Source organism: Chryseobacterium lathyri, from assembly GCF_019970085.1.
Taxonomy (GTDB): Bacteria; Bacteroidota; Bacteroidia; order Flavobacteriales; family Weeksellaceae; genus Chryseobacterium; species Chryseobacterium lathyri.
The window spans coordinates 353026-375416 of record NZ_JAHXYG010000003.1; the positions used below are offsets into that span (position 1 = coordinate 353026).

Annotated in this window: 18 protein-coding genes and 1 tRNA gene; 15 read left to right on the forward strand and 4 right to left on the reverse strand. The window is 38.5% G+C overall.

All coding sequences use genetic code 11. The annotated features are described in order from the left end of the window. The first annotated feature begins 52 nt into the window (after positions 1–52). From LC418_RS10935 to LC418_RS10945, 3 genes are read left to right on the forward strand one after another with little or no spacing between them, the layout of a single operon-like run. Complete coding sequence (locus tag LC418_RS10935; protein WP_223559144.1) at positions 53–1105, forward strand: hypothetical protein; 1053 nt, start codon at positions 53–55, stop codon at positions 1103–1105. Between the two features lie 10 nt (positions 1106–1115). Beyond that, positions 1116–2153, forward strand: coding sequence for a hypothetical protein (locus LC418_RS10940; protein WP_223559146.1), 1038 nt, complete (start codon positions 1116–1118; stop codon positions 2151–2153). A gap of 10 nt (positions 2154–2163) precedes the next feature. Beyond that, positions 2164–3222 carry a hypothetical protein gene (locus LC418_RS10945; RefSeq protein ID WP_223559148.1) on the forward strand — a complete coding sequence of 353 codons (1059 nt, stop codon included), beginning with the start codon at positions 2164–2166 and terminating at the stop codon, positions 3220–3222. Positions 3223–3833: 611 nt separating this feature from the next. Here LC418_RS10945 and LC418_RS10950 read toward each other — a convergent pair. Continuing rightward, positions 3834–3907: transfer RNA gene (locus LC418_RS10950), tRNA-Arg, on the reverse strand. A 59-nt stretch (positions 3908–3966) separates the two neighbouring features. On the opposite strand from LC418_RS10950, the gene LC418_RS10955 reads away from it, so the two are divergent. From LC418_RS10955 to LC418_RS10965, 3 genes are read left to right on the forward strand one after another with little or no spacing between them, the layout of a single operon-like run. Beyond that, entirely contained in the window at positions 3967–5013 is a 1047-nt protein-coding gene (locus tag LC418_RS10955) for an ABC transporter substrate-binding protein (protein WP_223559149.1), read from the forward strand. Between the two features lie 44 nt (positions 5014–5057). After that, a complete protein-coding gene (gene mtgA, locus LC418_RS10960) occupies positions 5058–5702 on the forward strand; it encodes a monofunctional biosynthetic peptidoglycan transglycosylase (RefSeq protein WP_223559151.1) in 645 nt (214 codons plus the stop codon). 13 nt (positions 5703–5715) lie between these two features. Continuing rightward, positions 5716–7746, forward strand: a complete 2031-nt coding sequence (locus tag LC418_RS10965) for a recombinase (RefSeq protein WP_111954731.1) — start codon at positions 5716–5718, stop codon at positions 7744–7746. A 108-nt stretch (positions 7747–7854) separates the two neighbouring features. Here the strand turns inward: LC418_RS10965 and LC418_RS10970 are convergent, their stop codons facing one another. The 3 genes from LC418_RS10970 to LC418_RS10980 all read right to left on the reverse strand — a co-directional run bounded on the left by LC418_RS10970 (position 7855) and on the right by LC418_RS10980 (position 10016). Then, on the reverse strand, positions 7855–8151 hold the full coding sequence (locus LC418_RS10970; protein WP_111954733.1) for a DciA family protein: 297 nt from the start codon (positions 8149–8151) through the stop codon (positions 7855–7857). 62 nt (positions 8152–8213) lie between these two features. Beyond that, positions 8214–9317: a DNA replication/repair protein RecF gene (recF, locus tag LC418_RS10975; protein ID WP_223559152.1), complete on the reverse strand. Its 1104-nt coding sequence runs from the start codon at positions 9315–9317 to the stop codon at positions 8214–8216. Positions 9318–9320: 3 nt separating this feature from the next. Next, entirely contained in the window at positions 9321–10016 is a 696-nt protein-coding gene (locus LC418_RS10980; RefSeq protein ID WP_307724881.1) for a UbiA prenyltransferase family protein, read from the reverse strand. 78 nt (positions 10017–10094) lie between these two features. Here LC418_RS10980 and LC418_RS10985 point away from each other — a divergent pair, with 78 nt between their 5' ends. The 9 genes from LC418_RS10985 (at position 10095) to LC418_RS11025 (ending at position 22390) form a co-directional block, all read left to right on the forward strand. Continuing rightward, on the forward strand, positions 10095–15977 hold the full coding sequence (locus LC418_RS10985; RefSeq protein WP_223559154.1) for an alpha-2-macroglobulin family protein: 5883 nt from the start codon (positions 10095–10097) through the stop codon (positions 15975–15977). A 45-nt stretch (positions 15978–16022) separates the two neighbouring features. Continuing rightward, positions 16023–16511, forward strand: a complete 489-nt coding sequence (eco, locus tag LC418_RS10990) for a serine protease inhibitor ecotin (RefSeq protein WP_111954741.1) — start codon at positions 16023–16025, stop codon at positions 16509–16511. Between the two features lie 369 nt (positions 16512–16880). Beyond that, positions 16881–18290, forward strand: coding sequence for a TolC family protein (locus tag LC418_RS10995; protein WP_111954743.1), 1410 nt, complete (start codon positions 16881–16883; stop codon positions 18288–18290). A gap of 17 nt (positions 18291–18307) precedes the next feature. Then, on the forward strand, positions 18308–19264 hold the full coding sequence (locus LC418_RS11000; RefSeq protein WP_111955071.1) for an HlyD family secretion protein: 957 nt from the start codon (positions 18308–18310) through the stop codon (positions 19262–19264). 2 nt (positions 19265–19266) lie between these two features. Then, positions 19267–20451 carry an ABC transporter permease gene (locus LC418_RS11005; RefSeq protein ID WP_223559155.1) on the forward strand — a complete coding sequence of 395 codons (1185 nt, stop codon included), beginning with the start codon at positions 19267–19269 and terminating at the stop codon, positions 20449–20451. A 223-nt stretch (positions 20452–20674) separates the two neighbouring features. Further along, complete coding sequence (locus LC418_RS11010) at positions 20675–21130, forward strand: DUF1569 domain-containing protein (protein ID WP_223559157.1); 456 nt, start codon at positions 20675–20677, stop codon at positions 21128–21130. 12 nt (positions 21131–21142) lie between these two features. Next, on the forward strand, positions 21143–21613 hold the full coding sequence (locus LC418_RS11015) for a hypothetical protein (protein ID WP_111954749.1): 471 nt from the start codon (positions 21143–21145) through the stop codon (positions 21611–21613). 2 nt (positions 21614–21615) lie between these two features. Continuing rightward, a complete protein-coding gene (locus LC418_RS11020; protein ID WP_223559158.1) occupies positions 21616–22011 on the forward strand; it encodes a hypothetical protein in 396 nt (131 codons plus the stop codon). Positions 22012–22018: 7 nt separating this feature from the next. Further along, positions 22019–22390 (forward strand): VOC family protein, encoded by a 372-nt coding sequence (locus tag LC418_RS11025; protein ID WP_223559159.1) that lies wholly within the window; start codon positions 22019–22021, stop codon positions 22388–22390. Position 22391: the final 1 nt, after the last annotated feature.

A 22391-nucleotide genomic window follows, 5' to 3' on the forward strand; every position in this document is an offset into this window, starting at 1 on the left:
CAGGTAATAAAACAATTACAAAAATAAGTATACATAAAACTAACATTAAGGCATGAAAAAATTATTGACCACTTTAGGAGTGCTTACTGCATCCCTGATTTCCGCTCAAATAGGAATCAACACAGATAAGCCCAATGCGGCCTTAGATATTGTGTCGGATAAAAGTGGAGTTTTAATTCCCAGAATGACTGCCGCTCAAATAGAACAAATCAATACACCAACTGAAGGGGAGCTGGTTTTCAGTACAACTAATACGGGTAGTGTGGTTAATACTATCGGATTTTGGTATTTTGACGGCACTACCTGGAACCCCATTACCGCCAATAATTCAATAGGTGAGAATATTTATAATTCTGATGGCAGCCTTGCAGGTAACAGAATTGTCGGTCTCGACAATCATGATATGAATATCGGACCCGACAAACTGTTTATATCCGGAAGTACAGGTAATATTGGAGTTAACACCAATCTTCCAACAGAAAAATTAGACGTTAACGGAGGAATGAGAATCCGTAGTCTGTTTAAAGGAAATGTGATCACCCAGGGAGATGGTTTACTGTCTTTTGATATAGGGTTGATTAACCATTATGGGGATATCCAATATTCCTATCTTCCTACAGATCATGAAGGTTGGTATTTGCTTAATGGCAGAGCACTTTCTACATTACCAGTAAGTGTTCAATCAAGAGCTACAGCTCTTGGGCTTGCAGGAAGTCTTCCCAATGCTACAGGAAGATATATTAAACAAGGTCCTCCCGGAACACTGAGCGGAGCGGCAAGCGTAGTTCTTTCCCGAGCTAATTTACCCAATTTTGTTCTTAGCGGAAATACAACAACTTTGTATCATACTCATCCTCTGGTAAGCCCGGGTGCAGCACAAGTAAGAGGAACGGATATTCTACAAACTGTTAATGGTAATGCCAATTCATGGGAATTGGCGGGAGGGGCAATAGTGGGATCAATACTTTCTGAGGGAACTTATACAAGTTCAGCATCGGGAGCACACAATCACACCGTCACTATACCTACCGGAGGAACTGGAGCTGCTATCGCGCTGAATCCTGACTACATACAGCTTAATTACTTTATTTATTTAGGAATTTAAAAATTAAATTATGTTTAGTAAAACTTCGATTAATATTATATCTATACTCAATCTTCTTTTTTTTCTTCCGGCCAGTGCACAGCGTGTAGGTGTTGGTACAGCCAATCCCAATGCAGCATTGGATGTCAGCTCCACTACACAAGGCATACTCATCCCCAGAATGACTGCCCTACAGGCGGAATCCATTACAACGCCTGCTACAGGAGAATTGGTTTACGTAACTACAAACAACGGTATTGTTATTAATAAAACAGGCTTCTGGTATTATGACAATACAGTATGGCGTCCCTTGGGAGGAAGCTCTCAGCCAGTTATCAACATTTATAATAATAATGGCACTCTGACTTCCGATCGTACCGTAACAATGAACGGGCGCAATTTATCATTTGATACAGATAAGCTTTCGATTCACTCTGTGGAACAGAGAATAGGAATTGGAAACAATACTCCGGGTTACACGGTAGATGTAAATGGAGATATGCGTGTTAGAAGTCTTACAGGCGGAAATGTAAAAGCTCTCTCAGACGGAACTTTATCTGTTGGCCCTAAAGTAGCTTATGGCACTGTTAAAGAATCTCTGCGTTTAAATGACCACAATGGCTGGTATAAACTTGACGGCCGGGCTGTAACGACACTCCCAGCCATTGCACAAAGTAATGCTTCAGCAATAGGACTTGGCAGTACGTTGGTAAATACCAATGGAAGACTTATGAAACAAGGAACTCCATTTACTGCAGGAGGTTCTGATACGACAACACTGACCAGAGCTAACCTTCCTAATGTTAATTTAACAGGAGTAACATCGACAGCAGCAGCACATTCGCATTCGTTAACTGCCGGCGGATACAATTTTGCTCAAAATGCAGCTGGTAACGCGTATGTCTTTAGAGCGGGAAGGGGAACGGTGTCCGGAACTACAACGATAACCTTACCTGCTGCCGGTGCACACAGCCACACCGGCACTGTTAATACGGGCGGAAGCGGAACTCCCCTTACTATTGTGCCGCAAAATATATCATACAGCTACTTTATTTACTTAGGACAATAAAATTAAATCAATGAAAAGAATAATTATACTATTTATTTTTTCTTTAGGATTATCTATACCTTCTCTAGCGCAAAAGCCATTAATTGGAATAGGAACGGCTAATCCTCGAACAGTATTGGATATAGTTTCCACTAATAACGGAATCTTAATTCCCCGTCAAGCCGCTTTTCAGATTGAAAGCATGCAAAATCCTGATGAATCAGAGCTGGCTTATTCGTTAACAGATAACGGAGTGATAATTACCAGAAAGGGATTTTGGTATTTTCGTTCAGGAACCTGGTTTCCTCTTACAGGAGACGGGAGTAATAATGAAAACATTTATACTGTAAACGGGATTTTAACATCAAACCGGCAAGTCAATCAGGATGGAAAACAACTTAATATAGGTCCGGGATTCCTTTATCTGGATGGAACCTCTTCTACTATGGGAGTACTTACTACTTCTCCCACTCAAACCATTGATGTAGACGGTACTGTCAGAATTCAAACTCTTAACAAGGTAGCCGGTGTTATATCTACTGCGCAGGGTGTACTTATGCATAATCCTGACTTTTTTGATGTGGGAGATGTAAAACCTTCATTGATTACAGCCGATCATGATGGGTGGTATCTGCTGGACGGAAGAAATATTAGCACACTTCCGGAAACAGCCCAAAATAATGCATCAAATATATTAGGAATAACCACGTTGCTGCCCAATGCGGCAGGTCGATATTCTATGGGAACCACAGCAGCTCCCGGTGCAGTTTCAGGAAGTAGTACGGCAACTCTTACCAGGTCCAATCTACCCAATGTCAACCTCAGCTATACAGCCGATGCGGAAGCGGGGCATTCCCATACAATGACTTATCAAAGGATCAGAACTACTACCGCGTTTGGCGGCGGAAATAATATCCATGTATACTGGCTCGCAGGAACGGTTGTCGGAGGCGGGGGATTCTATAATATAACTTCTTCATCAATCGGACATAATCATACTTATACGGTGAGCACCGGAGGAACTGCAACTCCTATCAACATACAGCCGGCAGCATTAAACACTAATTATTTTGTTTATTTAGGGCAATAACAAATCTACTAAATCATGAATGGGATACAATTAAATTGAAAGGGTGGGTAGTCTGTTTTTGAATTGTAAATGAATTAGGCTGGTAATACTACTTTGATGACTAAATATCTTGCAGAATAGCTCTTAAGAATAACATTGTGAGTTGGCTGATTACAGATGAAATTAATTGGAATATTGATCAAACAAATTTCACAGCTTTGCAAAGTTTGTAACTTCGGACCACATACTATTTTTTGATAGCTTGATTTAAAGAAAAATAAAGAATATAGAGCCAACAGAACGAAACTTCAGAAAATAAGTCCTAAATCAGAATGTGGAATTATAGATTGCTATACAGTAGCCGACATAACCGATTATCTGGACAGCTATCTGGGTTTTTCATTATCCAGATGAGAATCTAACTCCGCATCAAGTATATATATAAAAGCTAGCACTATGGATAAACGAGCGATCGTGAGTTTGATATACCCTGAAAAGATAATTTTTAATGGAAGCTATTTTCAAACTACCAAAATTAACCCTTTTGTTCATGCTATCTTATTGATTAGAGGGGAATTATCTCAACAAAAAAAACGGGAATTTAAATTCAAAAAATCTAAATCCCCGTCTTGTGACCTCGACAGGATTCAAACCTGTAACCTTCTGAGCCGTAATCAGATGCGCTATTCAGTTGCGCCACGAGGCCGTCGTTTCCTTGATGTTTTAAGGTTTGCAAATATAGCACTTTTTTCTTTTCTTTGAAAGATGAAACAGAGAATTTTACTTTTATTTACGGTTATAGCGCTAATCTCCTGTAAAAGAGAACAAAAAAATTCGTCCTCGGACTGGACCAACGTATCCAGTCGGACCCAATTTAAAGAGCATGACGGCCTTTTAGAGTTGAAGTCAGGAAATTTCACCTATAATTTTAAATCAAGTCAGACTCCGTTTAAGAGAATTATCCTTTTAAATGCGAGCATGGCAGGATACATTTCTGAATTGGGAGCCGAAAATCTGATTGTCGGAGTCTCAAGTCCGGAGTACATTTATTCAGAGAAAATTCAGAATCTGTTAAAAGAGGGTAAGATCCGGAATGTAGGGAGTGAACAGAAATATGATGTGGAAAAAATCATTTCCATGAAGCCGGATGCTGTTTTCACCAATTATATCGCAAGTTTTGACAACGCCTATCAACTCCTGAAAAATAATGGCATTCAGGTGGTTTTTCTGGATGAATATATGGAGCAGCTTCCGTTAGAAAAAGCAGCCTATATCAAGATTTTTGGAGAATTTTTCGGAAAAGAAAAAGAAGCTCAAGCTAAATATGAGGAAATTGAAAAGAATTATAATCACCTGAAGCAGCTGGCACTGAAAGCAAAAGAAAAACCTGTGGTGCTGGCCAATGAAATGTACGGAGATGTATGGTATCTTCCTGGCGGAAAAACCTCCGTGGCCAACTATATTACAGATGCCAATGCTTCCTACATCATGAAAGATAATAAAGAAGAAAAGTCTCTCACGATGAGCTTTGAAGAAGTATATGCCAAATCAGGCCAGGTACAGTATTGGATAAATGCAGGTAATCACACTTCAAAAAAAGAAATGTTGGCCGGCAATCCTTTCTACGGAAAGCTGGAGGTATTCAACAAAGGAAAAATCTATACCGTTGCCGGAAAAGAAAAACTGAAAGCCAATGACTTTTTCGAAAGAGGTGCTGTACGGGCCGATCTTGTCCTGAAAGATTACATCAGAATCTTCCATCCCGAACTTCTTCCGGAATATCAGTTAACCTATATGAAAGAGCTTCAATAACTCGGGCGAATTGCTTATTTTTGCAGTTCTTTTTAAACAAAATTATGTGGAAAAAAGTTAAACAGGCTATCTTTATTATTCTTGTCCTGAATGTGGTTTTTATTATTTGGGGCAGATTCTTTAATCCGCCGGTTACCATCACGCAGATTGGAGGTCTTTTTGAATTTGGAAAGCTGCACAGGGATTATATTTCCTATGATGAAATGGGGAATAATGTTAAAAAAGCGGTCATTGCTTCAGAAGACCAGAAATTCTTTACTCATAACGGCTTTGACTATACAGCCATTGAGAAGGCAATGAAGAATAACGAGAAAGGAAAGAAGATCCGTGGCGGAAGCACCATTTCTCAGCAGACTGCAAAGAATATTTTCCTTTGGCAGGGAAGAAGCTGGTTCAGAAAAGGGCTGGAGGCTGTTTATACCTTCATTATCGAGAAAGTATGGAGTAAGGATATCATTTTAGAAAGATACCTGAATTCCATCGAAATGGGACAGGGCGTATTTGGAGTAGAAGCTGCGGCTCAGTATTATTTTGGAAAATCATCCAAAGATTTAAGTGCTTCGGATGCAGCATGGATTGCTGCCGTATTGCCTAATCCAAAGAAATATGATCCTAAAAATCCATCCCCTTATTTAAGAAAGAAACACAATTGGATCATGAGACAGATGAGGAATGTGAGTTTGAAATAGTATCTTTGCCCCAATGAAATTTTTTAATTCCAGCACAAATTTTGAGTCAGTTCTTAAAAAATATTTCTCTTTTAAGAACGAGACTATTTCTTTAGAACCATTTGCCGAGTTTTTAGAGAGCATTAAAAGGGCAGATTTTACAGATGTCCTTAATTTTCTGAAAAATAATCCGGATTTTGCTGAGAATTTTAAACACTACATCCATAATATTTTCAAAGGAAGACCTTTTAACCTTTCCCTTACTGAAGCCAATATTCTGTCAGAAAATGCTTTCTTTCCGGAACTTAAAAAAAGAATCCTTAATAAAATACTTCCGCCCGTAGAAAATGAAAAAACGGTGTGGTACATGATTGATAACGTGAGTTTCAGGCCCAAAAGCGATCTGAAATATCTACACAACCTTCCGGAGAATGAAATTGATGAGTTTTTAAATCTTCTTGGAGCTACAGATTTTATCATTAAACCGAATGTCAAGAAAGAACTGATCTTCTCTATGAGCATTCTTTCCTGGCGTGTTACAGGGATGGCTATGGAAGTTGAGGTCGTAAGAATGGCGCCCCAGTACAGAAATCTGGATAATCCTTTTCTGGCACTTCAGAATGAGCTGGAAGCACTCACCGAAGACCTTAAAAATGATCCGGGGCTGCAGCTTCATTCCAAAGACAGCCGCTACAAGCAGATCAAGATCTATACAGAGCACTGTCATGAATTTGTTAATATTGCTTTTAAAAATTCTGCTAAATACGGGATTTCCGGAAAGATCAATCAGTCGCTGCTGAAGATCCGTCAGCAGACCGAAAGGATCTATGAGATCGTACAGCTTTTAGTGATTGATAATGAACAGGATATTACTATAAAATCTAAACAGCTGATCTTTAATATACTTAACTACAAATCCCATAAAAATAATATTGCAGACCTGATTAACGACAGCACACGTCTGCTCTCGCATCTTATTACCAATCATACGGCAGAAACCGGTACCCATTACATTACATCTACCCGGAAGGAGTATATGACCATGTTTTATAAAGCCAGTGGAGGTGGAATTATTGTTGGTGCGCTTTGTGTTTTGAAAATGCTTTACGGTTATATTCCCGGAAGCGATTTTTCACATGCATTTTTATATTCGATGAACTACGCTATGGGGTTCATCATGATCTATCTGATGGGTTTTACGCTGGCAACAAAACAGCCCGCAATGACTGCTGCTACGATGACCAAAGTCTTGTCAGAAGAGGGCAACAGCAAACGTAATAATACTGAATTTGCCCATCTTGTATCAAAGCTTTTCAGGAGCCAGTTCATTGCCTTTGTGGGCAACGTGCTTCTCTCATTTCCGATTGCGCTGGCGATCATTTATGGGTTGGATGTTTTTTTCTCTCAGAATTTAGCTGTAGAACGATCAGATAAATTATTAAAAGACCTTGATCCGTTTAAGTCAAAAGCTATATTACATGCCAGTATTGCTGGATTTTACCTGTTTATTTCAGGGATCATTTCAGGGAATATAGGAAACAATTCCGTGTTTTACCAGATTCCGGAAAGAATTGCAAAAAACCTCTCTATCAGAAGCTTTTTAGGAAAGAAATTTGCGAAAAGCTTATCTAAATATTATGCTAAAAACTGGCCGGGAATCGTTTCCAACTTCTGGTTTGGGGTATTTTTAGGGGCAACAGCTCCGGTGGGGTTATTTTTCGGATTGGACCTTGATATCAGGCATATTACTTTTGCTGCCGGAAATTTTGCTTTAGGACTTTACGGAAAAGACTTTTCAGTGGATTCCTATACCTTCTGGATATCGTTCTTCACCGTTTTCCTGATTGGATTCTTCAATTTTCTGGTAAGCTTTAGTTTGTCTATGTTTTTAGCGTTCAGATCAAGGAAAATGAACTTTGGACAGGTGAGTGAAATTTACAGGGAGATTTTCAGGTATTTTGTAAAGCATCCGTTTAAGTTTTTCTTACCTTTAAGTTCAGGATTGGATAAAAAAGCAGATGATTTGATGAGCAATACCATTGCTAATAAACCGGAAGAACACTAATTTTTTTGACTAAAGCATCTTGGACACTTTGTTGGAAGTTGTGTCCAGCATGCACAGCAAATGCTCTAAAGTTAGCGGGTTGTTCTAATTATATTTTTGGTAAATAACCTATAAAATGCGAATATCATTGAATTTATCCTCTCCAAACTTATCCTGAAACTTTTTAAGATAAAAACTTTTCCGCATCTGAAAGTCATGTTTAAGCAAAGGAGAATCAATCCTGATCATAATACATTTATCTTCAATATTAACGCTCTTGATCTCCTTAAAAAGGCTTTCATCCAGATAATCTTCCAAAAAATCCTTAATTTCAAAAGCGATCAGTTTATGTTCAAAACCATGAATTCTTGCAAAAGATTTTACAAGTTCTGAGGATTGAAATTCACGTTTTTTATTCTTCTTCATAGGGTGATTTTCTGGGTTTGGGGCTTGGCATCTGATATTCGAGAAATAATCTTAAAACTTTATCAAACCTCAAAAATTATACTTTCCTCATTAATTTTCTTCACCACACTTTCGGTACGTTCCCTGTGTGTATCTGTAATAAAAATCTGCCCGAAACTTTCCTGATTAACCAGCTCAATCAACTGGGAAACACGTGTGTCATCAAGCTTATCGAAAATATCATCAAGAAGAAGGATCGGAGTTTTTTTTGTCAATTCTTTCACAAGACTCATTTGTGCCAGCTTTAAAGAGATCAGGAAAGATTTTTGCTGTCCCTGTGAACCTATTTTTTTGATCAGCACATGATCCATTTCAAACAGAAGATCATCTTTGTGAATTCCCTTTGAAGTATAAGTCAGCATCCGGTCTCTTTCAAGGCTTTCCATTAAAAGTGTCTGAAAAGCTTTCTCAGGCTGAGCGGAGTCAAAGCCTTCACTTAAATCAGACTGATAGTAAACAGAAACCATTTCTTTTCCTCCGGAAATAATTTTATAAAAATTCTGAACAATAGGCCCCAGTTTCTCGACAAAATTTCTTCTTTTCTCAAAAATATTGGTCCCGAATTTTGAGATCGGGGCATCATAGATTTCCAGAGAATCCTTGTCCCAGGTTCTGTTTTTTGCGAAATATTTTAACAGTGCATTTCTCTGCTGTACCGTTTTCTGATATTGAATCAGGTCAAAAAGATATTCCGAATCGGTTTGGGATATCATAGAATCCAGAAATCTTCTCCGGCTTTCCCCCGAATCTGAAATCAGGTTGGAATCATATGGTGAGATCATTACACTTGGCAGATAGCCGATATGGTCTGCAAGCCTGTCATAGCTTTTATCATTCTTTTTAATGATCTTTTTAGCCTCTTTGGGCTGAGAGATCTTGATAGTATCTTCACTGTCCTCATTCTGGACTTCAGCATCAATAGTGAAAAAATCTTCTTCTCTTTTGATGTTGTTAGAATCAGTATTCCCTAAAAAACTCTTGCCTACCGATAAATAATGCAGCGCATCCAGGATATTGGTCTTTCCTGCGCCGTTGTTTCCCACAAAACAGTTGATTTGCGGAGAAAATTCAAACTTCTTCTCCGAATGGTTTTTGAAATTGTAAAGGGAAAGCTTTTTGATAATCATTCGTCAAAAATACTCCATTATTAGTAAAAATAAAAAAGGAAGTGCAGAACAGGTTTCTATCCCGAAAGAAAAATATGCGTCATCTCTTTTATTTTCAGAGAAATAGATCAAAATAAAGGTCATGATTCCCGATAGAAAAAATGCAGTCCCGTAAACCGGTCTAAGGTAAAATGTGGCAATAAGCATGCTGATAAAGACAAGCACGTAGGCAATGTATTTTGTATTCTGAACGCCTATCAGCTTTGGAAAAGTCTGTACCGTATCACTTTCCATGTCCCGGATATCGAAAGGCAGGACGAGTGCTGTTATAAAAAAGAAGCTGATCAGAAAAATAGGAAAACTGAATTCCGGCAGTGTAAGCCAGCAGTTGACCAATGCCCAGACCAGACCAACATAAAATACTTTCAGCAATGGAATCTTCCGGATATACACCTCCAGGAAAAAACTGTTGTAAAGTAATCCCAGGACCACAATAATAAACCATTTCAGAAGTCTTATTTCATTATGATTATGAATGATGAGAAAAGCACAGACAATGCCTGCTGCTGCATTCAGAATCAGTATTTTAAAAAAGTGTCTGGTATACTGGTATTTCGTGTAAAGATAACCGCTGAAATAAGTGATGAAAATTAACAAGATAGTGGGGAAACGGAATGTGTTTTGCTCTTTCATGAAAAATACTGCAAATAAAGTTCCCATAATGGAGACATAAATTTGGCTGTCAATGACAGTTTTTTTCAGTATTTTTAAGAAGTTCATTTATCAAAAATAACATTTATGAAAAGATTTTCCAAGATTTTTATGCTTTTGCTTCTAATGCTGAGCTTTTCGGCGGTCTCCGCACAGAAATATTATGACGACCAATGGAAGAAAGTCGGTGAAAATAGTACCAAAGGTGCTTATAAATCTAATCTACCCATTATTTTAGACATCCAAAACCACGCAATGAAAGAAAATAATGCGATCCAGCTTATCCGTTCCCTGAAGGCAGAATTCAGTATTGTGAATCTCACCGGAGATGACGATAAAAATGATGCAGCCTCTCAGTTTTTCACCAAACTTAAAGATGCCCAAACTAAGCTTAAAGGCGAAGAAAGACTCGTGTACGACGTTCTTCTGAACGGATTCTTTATGGATTATTACAACCAGAATTCTTGGGAAATACAGGGGCGAACGAATGTTAATTCTCAGGATCTGTCTCAAATAGAAACCTGGAGCAAACTGGATTTCAAAAATTATCTGACAAAAAGCTATCAGACTCTTGATCAGCAGAAACCGGATATGAAGAAAATCGCTCTGGTGAAGTACAAAAATATTTTTACAGAGGTCAAGGATATTACTTATTTCCCGACTTTACTTGAATGGTATTCTATGAAAAAGATCGGTTTCCTGTCTGAAAATGGACTTTTTACTAAAAATGAACTTACTGAGAACAGAACACAGATCAATGCTACTTTTGATGAACTGATTGCGCAGAACAGCGGAAATCCCAAGCTGTTTTTTATGAGGGAAAAACTTACTGAAAACTGTAACTACAGTCAGTGTAAAGATAAGCTTGAACAGCTTCAGAGCCTTTTAAAGTCTGATACAGAAGGAGATTATAAAGTGCTCATTATGGAAGATGTTATGAATGAACTTATTGCTAAAAAGAAAGATAAAGAGGCTTTGGCCATTGCAGCCCAGGCCAAGAATCAGTATCCGAAATCTTCATTCATCGAGAACATAAAAAATAAAGAAAACCAGATTACCAATCCGTTTCTTACCATTAAATATGAGCAACAGACTCAAAATAATGTACCGATCCATTTTGTAGCGGACCATAAAAACGTGGCAGAATTTTCACTGAATATCTATGAAGTAAAAGAAGATTTTACAACATTAATGCAGTATGTACAGAATTCTTACAATAATACCTTTGGAAAGGTTAAAAAAAGTCTGATAAGGAAAGAAACCTTTCAACTTGGCGATTCCAAAGACTATCAGGTTCATAAAACTTCGTTGGAGATCAAACCTTTGCCTTCTGGAATTTACGTTGTGGAATATGCTGTTGCAGGATCTGAGGTGAAAGACAGTGATTCAAGACAGAATTTCTACTTCTTGGTTTCCGGAAACAGAATAATTTACCAGACAAAAACAGACAGAAACCAGCTTTCTAATACGCTGAAGCTGGTCAATAGTGAAAACGGTAAACCTGCAGCGAATGAAAGTCTTACTTTCTATGAATTTGTTGCTAATAAAACTTTAAATAAAGTTGACGAAAAAACTGATGCTAACGGCGTTTTCAAATTTCCTTCCACGGACAGCAAAGAATATTACAGAACTTTCCTGATCCGTCAGCCAAAGACCAACGATTTCCAGATCATGCAGGTGTATGGAAATAACGGAAATGCAGAAGATTATAACCCAAACAAGCAGACCCGCACCCTGGCACAGATCTTTACAGACAGAGCGATCTACAGACCGGGACAGACTGTTTATTTCAAAGTAATCAATACTAAGATAGATAAAGAAACAGAAGCTGTAATTTCAGGTTTAAAACAGAAAATCACACTTCTGGATGCCAACAGTCAGGAAGTTTCTTCTCAGAATTTTTCAACCAATGAATTCGGTTCTTACCATGGAAGCTTTATCCTTCCTAAAGGTCAGCTGAACGGAGTTTTTTACCTGAGAACAGACGAGGGATCCCAAGGGTATAAAGACATCAGGGTTGAAGAATACAAGAGACCGAAATTTGAAGTGACTTTTGATCCGGTAAAAGAAGAGTACAAATACGGACAAACCATAGAGCTGAAAGGAAAAGCAACTATGTTCTCAGGAGTAGCTCTTAGTAATACAACCGTTAACTACGAGATCAGGAAGCACAATATCAGGTGGAGGTATTTCTGGTGGTACCCTCAGGGTGACGATAATGAAAATTCCATTCTTGGAGAAACTAAAACCAATGAGAAAGGAGAATTTGTGATCCGTCTTGATCTTAAAAAAGATGAAAAACTGGAAGGAATCCAGATTGATAACTATGAAATCAATGCTTCGGTAACGGATATCAATGGGGAAACACAGTCTGCCAATACCCAACTGAAAGTAGCTTCAGTTTCTCACTTTATTAAAGCTGAAGGAATCAAGAATACATTCAGTGATGAAAATGTAAAATTAAAAGTAGAAACCCTGAATTACAATGAGCAGGATCTTAAAAAATCATACAACGTAAAACTGTCAAAACTGGCGGTACCGAACAGGATTTTCAGGGATAACTTTGCTGCAGAAGTTCAGAATCTTCCAAAATATTCCAAAGAAGAATTCATCAGCAAATTTCCGCACGACCTGTTTGATAAAAATGACGAAACGAAAAATTGGAAAACAGAGAAAGTACTTTCTGAAAAACAACAGCAGCCTTCTACAGAATTAGACCTTGGAAAACTGGAAGCAGGAGATTACCAGCTAGAACTGTATAATATCGAAGGAAAAGACACGATAAAATCTTCTCAGAATTTTAGTATCTGGGATAAAGGAGCTTTAAAACCTTCACAAAAAACCTTCCTGACGGTTATTGAACCTAAAAATCAATTTTCAAGAGGAGAGAAGGCTAAAGTGTATGTGTATTCTGCAATTCCGGATGCGCTTGTCAATGTATTTGTTCAGGACGGTTCAGGAAAAACAGTTTCTGAAGTACACCCTCTGAAAAACGGAGTTTTAGAGTACACAACAGATATTCCGAAAGACAAGGGCGTGACAGCACTGAATATCCAGTTCCAGATTGCGGCATTCAATGATGTGCAGACCCAAACTGTTACTTTAAAAATAAAAAATACTGAGCAGCCTTTAAAAATTGAAACCGTTACTTTCAGAGATAAGCTGGAGCCGAACTCAAAGGAAAAATGGACGGTGAAAGTTTCAGGAAACGATAAAGAAAAAATCAATGCTGAAGTATTGGCCAATATGTACGATATGTCATTGGATCAGTTTGCTGTGAATAGTTTTAGCTGGCAGAATTTATATACGCCATATTCTATTGTTACATCTTACGATATCAGGCAATATCTGCTTCAGCAATACTATCAGAAAAGGCTGAAATATTACAATGGAAAATATGTAGAGATACCGAACTTTAACTGGTTTGATGGTGATTTTGACAGCTATGGCCTGAGAGGAAGAGCGGCAGGAATACAGTTAGAAAGTACGGCAATGCCAGCTCCGGTTGCTAATGCAAGAGCAGCAAGCATTGAAGAGGTGGTGGCAGTAGGATATAAGGCCAAAAAAGTGATGAAATCTAATGCTGCTGGAATTCAGGATACTGAGGCTGATCAAGCCTTAGATAAAGAAGGTTCAAAAGAAAACCTGGAAAAAGTTCCAGTACGTCAAAACCTGAACGAAACCGCATTCTTCTATCCCGATCTGAAAACAGATGCAGAAGGAAATGTAAGCTTTGAATTCACCTCTCCGGAAGCATTAACGAAATGGAAACTGATGTTCTTAGCTCACACCAAAGATGCCAGAGTAGCAGTATTGGAAAAGCAGGTAGTGACACAGAAAGAATTCTCCGTAACACCAAATTATCCGAGATTCCTAAGAGAAGGCGATGAGCTGAATCTTCAGTCAAAACTTTCTAATCTTACCGATAAAAAATTAAGCGGGTCAGCAGAACTTCAGATCCTGGATGCTTTTACGAATGAAAATATTTCGTCTAAATTTGGAATCAGTGCAGGAACGCAGAATTTTAATTTAAATGAAAAAGGAAACAGTGCATTAACATGGAAACTTAAAGTTCCGAATAATGTGTCTTCTATCATTTTAAAAGTGGTGGCTAAAGCAGGAGCTTACTCAGATGGAGAGCAGCAGGCGGTTGCTGTACTTCCGAACAGAATGCTGGTAACAGATGCGGTACCTGTGTTTGTGAAAGAAGGCGAAACCAAGACATTTGTTCTGGATAACCTCACCAATACAAACTCTGCGACCATCACGAATGTTTCCAATACCCTGGAACTGACCACCAATCCGATCTGGGAAATCATGTTTGCATTACCAAGTCTGAAAAATGATCAGAACAGCTCAGCTGATGTGATCTTCAACAAATGGTTCGCAGATGTACTGGCTTCTGAGATATTCAAAGCCAATCCGAAAATGAAAACTGTTTTCGAAGAATATCAGAATAAAGGACTGCTGAATTCAAATCTTGAAAAAAATCAGGAACTGAAACAGCTTTTACTGGAAGAGACTCCTTGGGTGCTGGAAAGTAAAAATGAAGACGAGCAGATGCAGAAACTGGCTCTGTTATTTGATGCCAATACAATGAGAAATTCAATCAGTCAGGACTGGGATGATCTTAGAAAGCTTCAGAATCCTGATGGAGGCTTCTCATGGTATCCCGGATATCCAAGTTCTTACGGAACATCACTGTACATCCTTAAAAACCTGGGTAAGATCAACAAATGGTTAAAAGATAATGCTAAAGATTATCAGGGAACAGAACAGAAAGAGTTTGTAACCAAACTGGTTAAGTATGTAGACAACGAGATCGACAAATACTGGGATGTGAAAAAGGATAATATCTGGAACAACTGGGCCATTGATTATCTTGATACCCGAAACTATTGGGAAAAAGAATATCCTCTTAAAGGAAAAGGAGCCTCTTTGAAAACACTGGTAAAACAGAAAGCAAAAACGGCTAAAATCACGGATTTCACTTTCTTCGGACTTCACCGTACTGCTTTACTGATGAATAATTACGGCTTAAAAGACGTTTCAGATAAACTAATGAACTACCTAAAAGAAACCTCTACCGATACCAAAACTCAGGGCGTTTACTGGAAACAGAACCTTAACGACTGGGGTTGGTTCGGATCTAAAGTGGTAAATCATGCAGGAGCTTTAGAAGCATTCAATACATTAAAATCCAATGATCAGAAGTTCATTGAAGACATGAAGGTCTGGCTGATCACACAGAAAGAAGTGAATTCATGGGGAAGCTCAAGAGGAACTTCAGAAGTGATCTTTACGATCTTAAACTCAGGAAAATCATGGACAAGCGCTGAAAGTGATAAAGCAACGATCGTTTGGGGTGGAAAAGAATTGGTGCCACAAACCCAGGCTACAGGTTATGTGAAATCAACAGTGAAAACTGATGCAGTAAATAAGAATTTAGGAACTGTTACCGTTACCAAACCGGGGCCGGGAATTGTTCAGGGTGGATTATTCTGGCAGTATTATGAAGATTTAGACAAGATTAAATCTTCTGAAAACTATATCTCTATCACCAAGGAACTTTACAAAAAAGTGAAAACAGTGAATGGAGAAGAACTTCAGAAAATTTCAGCGGATACGCCTTTAAAAGTAGGCGATAAAGTAACCGTAAGAATGATCCTGAATACAGATAGAGCTATGGAATTTATTCATATTAAAGATATGCGTGCGGCAGGATTTGAACCAACTGATGCGATGTCAGGATACCAGTGGAAAAACAGCTTAGGTTATTATCAGTCTACCAAAGATGCTTCCACGAATTTCTATATCCAGTACATGCCGAAAGGAAAATATGTTTTTGAATATGACCTTGTTTCCAATGCAGCCGGTAAGTTCTCCAACGGGATCACTACGATGCAGAATTACTATGCTCCGCAGATGAATGCTCATACAAAAGGAACCCAGGTTCAGATTTTGGAATGATTTTTGGCTATAGGGAAGTAGTAAAAATTTTTAAAATAAAATAAGATGAGATTTTCAAAAACTTTAATGACGGGACTGATTATGTTTGCAGGTGTAAATGCTTTCGCACAAAAGAAGGCAGAAAAGTTTGAGAAGCTGGAAATTGAGATGTTCCCAAAAGCTAAAGAAGGATTTAAGCAGGTATATATTCAGCTGCCTGTTGCAAAAAACGAAAACGATTTAAAAGTTGAGTTTTTTGTAGGCGCTGAAAAGATGCTGGACTGTAATAAATATTTCCTGATGGGAGAAGTGAAAACACAGGATCTTCAGGGTTGGGGCTACAACTATTATGAAGTAGAGTCCAACGGTGAAGCAGGAGGTACATTAATGGCCTGCCCGGATCAGAAGAAAACTAAGAAGTTTGTAACGCTTAAGCCTGAAATCGTAAGATACAACAGCAAGCTGCCTTTGGTATTCTACGTGCCGAAAGACCTTGAAGTTCGTTACAGAATTTTACGTCCTGATGCTAAAATGAAATCAGCGGTTCAGAGATAATCTGAATGATTTTTAAATAACAACTCCTCACATTTGTGGGGAGTTTTTGTTTGTGACAACAGGTATGATGCTGTAAACGAGAGCTTTTTATCACAGATATGTTGAAAGCTTTGAACCATTAAGATGAGTGAAGGTTTAAAAAAAGAATTTTAATAAAATTAGAAAGGCAAATCCCCATGAATAAAAGAAAATTCAACTTTTTTCAATTAAAACATCCCTCAAATTAAACTTAAACGGCTCCGTTATAATCATCAAAAATAGAGGATTAAAACTAAACGCTTTTTAAACATACTTTAAATTCACTATACTGACGAATTATCTTCGTGGATTTAACAAATTTTTGCATTATATTTGTTGTAAACATAAACCATGAAAAACAATTTATTGATTTTTACGTTTAGTTTTTTGGCTTTTCCTGCTTTTTGCTGGGCACAGTCTGCGCCGGACTTTAAAGAACTTTTAGACAGCGCTATGGTCCGGGATTCCGATCTCAAAATGCAGATAACGCAGAACAAACTCACAGACCTTGACGGACACAAACTGAAAGACATCTTTCTTCCCACTCTGGAAGTAAGCGGGCAGGTAGGATATCTGAATGCGACCACAAGATTAACGTCGCCAGAAATTAACCTTGCACCTTTTATCAATATTCCCGAAGGAAGTTTCAATAATAATCTCAATGTCTCAGGCTTTTCAGGAATTGCTAAAGCAGATGCCAAAATGCTTCTCTATTCAGGCGGAAAAGTAAAATACCTGAAAAAAGCCAATGAAGAAAAGAAAATTTCTGAAGATATTCTCCTTGAAAAAACCAAAGATGATGTGGTGGCTAATATTTCCAAGGCATACGATCAGCTGGCATTGATTCATCAGTCTAAAAAAGTATTGGATGAAAGTAAAAAAAGACTGGAAATTAACCGGAAAACAGCAGATAAAGCTCTCGGTTATGGCCTGATTACGCCATACGACCATAAAAAAATAGAACTGGCACAGGCCACTTTGAATGCTAAAATGGTGGAATACGAAGGCAAAAAAGAGCTTCTTCTTACCCAGCTTTATATTCTGACAGGTATCAGTAAAGAACGTCTCAGAATGATTGACCCTGTGCTTTCTCCCGTAGAACTTTTATCTTCAGAAAAAGGAATAGAGGAAAGAGCTGAGGTTCGTGCCCTGGAACATGGAATAACAGCAGCAGATTACAAAATAAAAGCCGAAAGAACCTGGATGATCCCGAAAGTACAGCTGATGGCCTCTGCATACTATATCGGGCTTTACGGGAGCCGTATCAAAACTTCCGAAAATGTAATTCCTGCAGTTCCTGCCTTGGGTTATGAAGGCGCAAAACTGGACTGGAGACCTACCAATATCAATATACTTCCATTATTGACGGCTGGAGTGGGCTTTAAATGGGAGATCTTTGACGGAAAAGAAGGAAAACACGCAGAAGAAACCGCAAAAGTCGGAAAAGAAGTCCTGCAGAATAAAAAAGAAGATGCCTTAAAAAAATTAACCCTGAATCTGGCTAACAATCAGACCAACTATGATATTGCCACTGCCCAGATTGCTTTAAAAGCCAAAGAAAAAGAATTGGCCAAAAATGCTCTGGTTCAGGCTGAAAAAGAATTCAGATACGGAATGAGCAAATCTTCACAGCTTATTGATGCTGAAAATGATCTGGAGGTTGCAGAGCTTGAATACCAAAATGCCCTTTTCAACCAGAGAAGAGCCGGAATAGAGCTGATGAGATCGACTCAGGAGCTTGATATCACTAAATTGTATTAATCCTTACCATTAAAATGATGCATAAAAATATACTCATACTCTTTGCTGTTCTTTTTCTAGTAGGGAGCTGCAGCGAAAAAAAAGAAAATCTGAATGATTCCGAAGGAAAGACCAAAAAAGATGTGATCTCTTTTGCACCTAAAGTCACCGGAAGAATCCTCAAAATATATGTAACGGAAGGCCAGACTGTGAAAAAAGGAGATACCCTTGCCTTACTTGATGTCCCGGAGGTTTCCGCAAAAATTGCACAGGCTCAGGGAGCAGTAAGTGCTGCAACAGCTCAGGAACAGATGGCAAAAAACGGAGCTACGGCGGATCAACTAAGGCAGCTTCAGGCTAAATATAAAGGCTTGAAGGAGCAGTATGAATTTGCCCAAAAATCTTTTAAAAGAGCTAATAATATGTACCGTGACAGTCTCATGTCTCCCCAGGCATATGATGAGGTATATGCCAAGCTTCAGGGTGCTAAAGCGCAGTATGATGCCGTTGTCGCTGAACTGGATGATGTAAAAAGAGGAACCCGCTTCGAAAAAGTGGAAATGGCGGCAGGACAGGCCTCACAGGCCAAAGGTGCCCTTCAGGAAGCTAATGTAGCCTATTCCGAAAGATATATTATTGCCACCAATGATATGGAAATAGAAACCATCAGCCTGAATACAGGTGAGTTGGCCACAGCTGGTTTTGCATTGTTTAACGGATATATCCCCGAAAGCACCTATTTCAGATTTACAGTTCCTGAAAGTGCTATTGCCAGATACAAGAAAGGGCAGGAGGTAAGTATGCAGGTCGTTTATAATAAGGAAATCCTCACCGGAACAGTTGTATACATCAAACAGCTTACAAGATATGCGGATATTACAACCGCTTATCCTGATTACCAGTTGCAGGATGCTGTTTACGAGATCAAAGTAAAGCCTGCAGACATGAATAAGGCTAAAAGTATATTGGTAAATGCTAACGTTATCCTGAAATAATCATGAAAGAATTTTTTCGGCTTTTAAAACGGGAATTCAAGCTTTTTATCGGCAATTCTACCCTGAGGACCGTATTTTTTCTGGCTCCGGTATTTTATGCTACATTGCTGGGTTTCGTCTACAAAAGCGGAAAAGTAGAAAATACCCCGGTACTTGTTATTGATAGGGATAATACACCTTTGTCCAGCCAGCTGACCGATATGCTGGATGATAATAAAAGCATCAGCATCATTAAATATGCTCAGGAACCTTTAAGCATAAAAGACGAGGTAATCCGGCATGAAGCAGCGGCTGTTGTGATTATTCCGTCAAGGTTTGAAGCTGATATGCTCCAGAAAAAATATCCCGAACTGAATGTGTACGTTAATACAGGAAATGTTCTTACTGCCAATTTTGCGTCCAAAGCACTTCAGCTTACCATAGGAACTTTCTCTGCCGGAGCATCAATCAAAGCTTTGCAGAAAGCCGGAATGCCCGCTACAAAGGCTGCAACGCAATATGAGCCATTCAAGGCCAACTATATCACACTTTTCAACACCACAGGAAATTATCTGATCTTTATGTGGCCCGCAATGCTGGCTGTAGTTCTTCAGCAGGTTATTCTCCTGGCAATGGCGGTAAGTTTTGCTGCTGAGTTTGAAAGAGGCTCCTTTGCAAAAGAATACATTAAAATGAAAAAATGGGCTTTCCCGACCATGCTGATCAAAGTCATCCCGATATGGGTTTTCTCCATTCTTATTGTCGGGGTCTATTACTTTATGCATATGATTTTCCGGGTTCCGATGCCCGAAGGAATACTTAATTTTATTCTTCTGACTGCAGTATTTGTTGGTTCCGCTTCGTTTCTAGGCGTTTTCATCAGTATATTGATCCCGGATGCTTTGAAGGCAACACAGATTTTAATGGTTATTGCCTCACCGGCATTCATCATCAGCGGATTTACATGGCCGTTAAGCGCAATGCCTGCTTTTGTTCAATATATCGCCAATATTATTCCCCTGACTCCCTTTCTGCAGGCCTTTAAAATTTTACTGATCCAGAAAGGCTCTGTAGAGCTTACATTTCCCTATTTAAAGCATTTAAGTATTCTACTTCTGGTTTATGCTGTTCTTGGCTGGATTGCCTTAAAGATTAAGCTTTGGGTTATTTTTAAAAATACGGCAAAGAAGGAAGCTGAGAGTGTTTGAGAGGGATAAGAATTATTGAGAATAAGGTCAAAATATTTATTAAACGACAGCTTTTTTCAACAATTGACATCGTAACCAGCAGCTTACAACGGGCAACCTTATGCTAAAACCTACATTCCGAATTTAAAAAACACATTCCGAAAATACGACACCGTTTTTTTCATTATCCTGTAAAATCAAAAGAAAAAACTGATATATTTGCTTTCAGATAATTAGACATATTATGGAAAATGTATTTGATGCAAAAGATGCTCAGAACTATATTGATAGGATAAATAAGCTGGTAGAGGATACCCACGGTTTGTGGGGAAAAATGACGGTTGATCAGATGCTTGCCCACTGCAGCGTATCCTATGAAATGGTATATGAACCTGAAAAACATAAAAAACCGGGCTCCATTGCAAAATTTATTTTAAAGACTTTTGTAAAACCTAAAGTAGTTGGAGAAAAGGCTTATCCAAGAGATTCCCCTACAGCTCCCCAGTTCTTAATTACCGGAAGGGAAAACTTTGACGAAGAGAAGAAAAGGCTGATCGGTTTTATCCAAAAAACACAGCAGTTGGGGGCAGAAGCTTTCGATGGAAAAGAATCATTTTCTTTTGGTAAATTAACTTCGCAGCAATGGAACAATATGTTTGCCAAGCATCTGAACCATCATCTTTCCCAATTTGGCGTTTAAACATTACACATTATGAAAAAACTTTTATGGTTCCTCATTCTTGCCTGCAATTTTGCATGGGGGCAGATGCCGGATATTTCAACAGTTTGGCTGAACAACAGCAAACCTTATACAGGAACAATAGGAGACCGCGGACAGGAACTGAAAATCAAGGTCAATATTTCCGAACAGAATAAGAAAAATGACCAGGAATACTTTATTTCCGGCTATTCTCTTGTGAATGATAGCTATGCAAAATATGAAGGTAAAATAACCATTACAAAATATAGGGACACCAAAAGAAAAGGTGTAGTATTTGGAGATTATGAACTGGCGGAAGAACCCACAGGTAAGCATATCGGTATTTTTAAAGGTAAATTTATTTATACCTTCAAGTGGAATAAAAAAACTGAAAAAATAGAAGGACAGTATATAGAATTAATTGGAGATTGGAAAAGTTATGATGGAAAACTGGACTTTAAAACCCGTTTAAAAAATCAATAACCATGTTAAGAAGAATACTGGCCGTTCCGGCTGGGCTCATTGCAGGTATTATCTGCATTACCATCATTGAAAAAATAGGGCATCAGCTGTATCCGCCTCCTGCCGGAGCTGCAAGTGGTGATATGGTAGCCATGAAAGAATATGTTGCCCATGCTCCCTTTATGGCGCTTTTCTTTGTAATTATCGGATATGCGCTGGCAGCTTTCGTTTCAGGATTCACAGCCTCAAAAGTGGCTAGCAATGGAAAACATACTTCTGCCATAGTTTGTGGAGTTATTTTCCTGTTCATAACTATATATATGATGTTCTCCCTGCCTACTCCGGTTTGGTTTTGGATCTTAGGAATTTTTGTGTGGGGATTGGTATTGGTAGGAAGTAAATTGGCTTTAAAAAAATAAAACACATATGAAATTAGGAGCATTCTCAATCAGTTTAAGTGTAAAAGATCTTCAGAAGTCTAAAGATTTTTATGAAAAACTGGGTTTCTCCGCTATGGGCGGAAGTATGGAGCAGAATTATCTCATCATGAAGAATGGGAGTACCCTGATCGGTCTTTTTCAGGCTATGTTCGATGGTAATATGCTTACCTTCAATCCTGGATGGGATGAAAATGCCCGGAACCTGGAATCTTTTGATGATGTACGTGACATTCAGAAACATTTAAAAGAAAATGAAGTGACGCTTGAAAAAACAGCAGATGAAACCACTTCTGGCCCTGAACACATTTTCCTGAAAGACCCGGACGGAAACATGATCTTAATTGACCAACACAGATAAA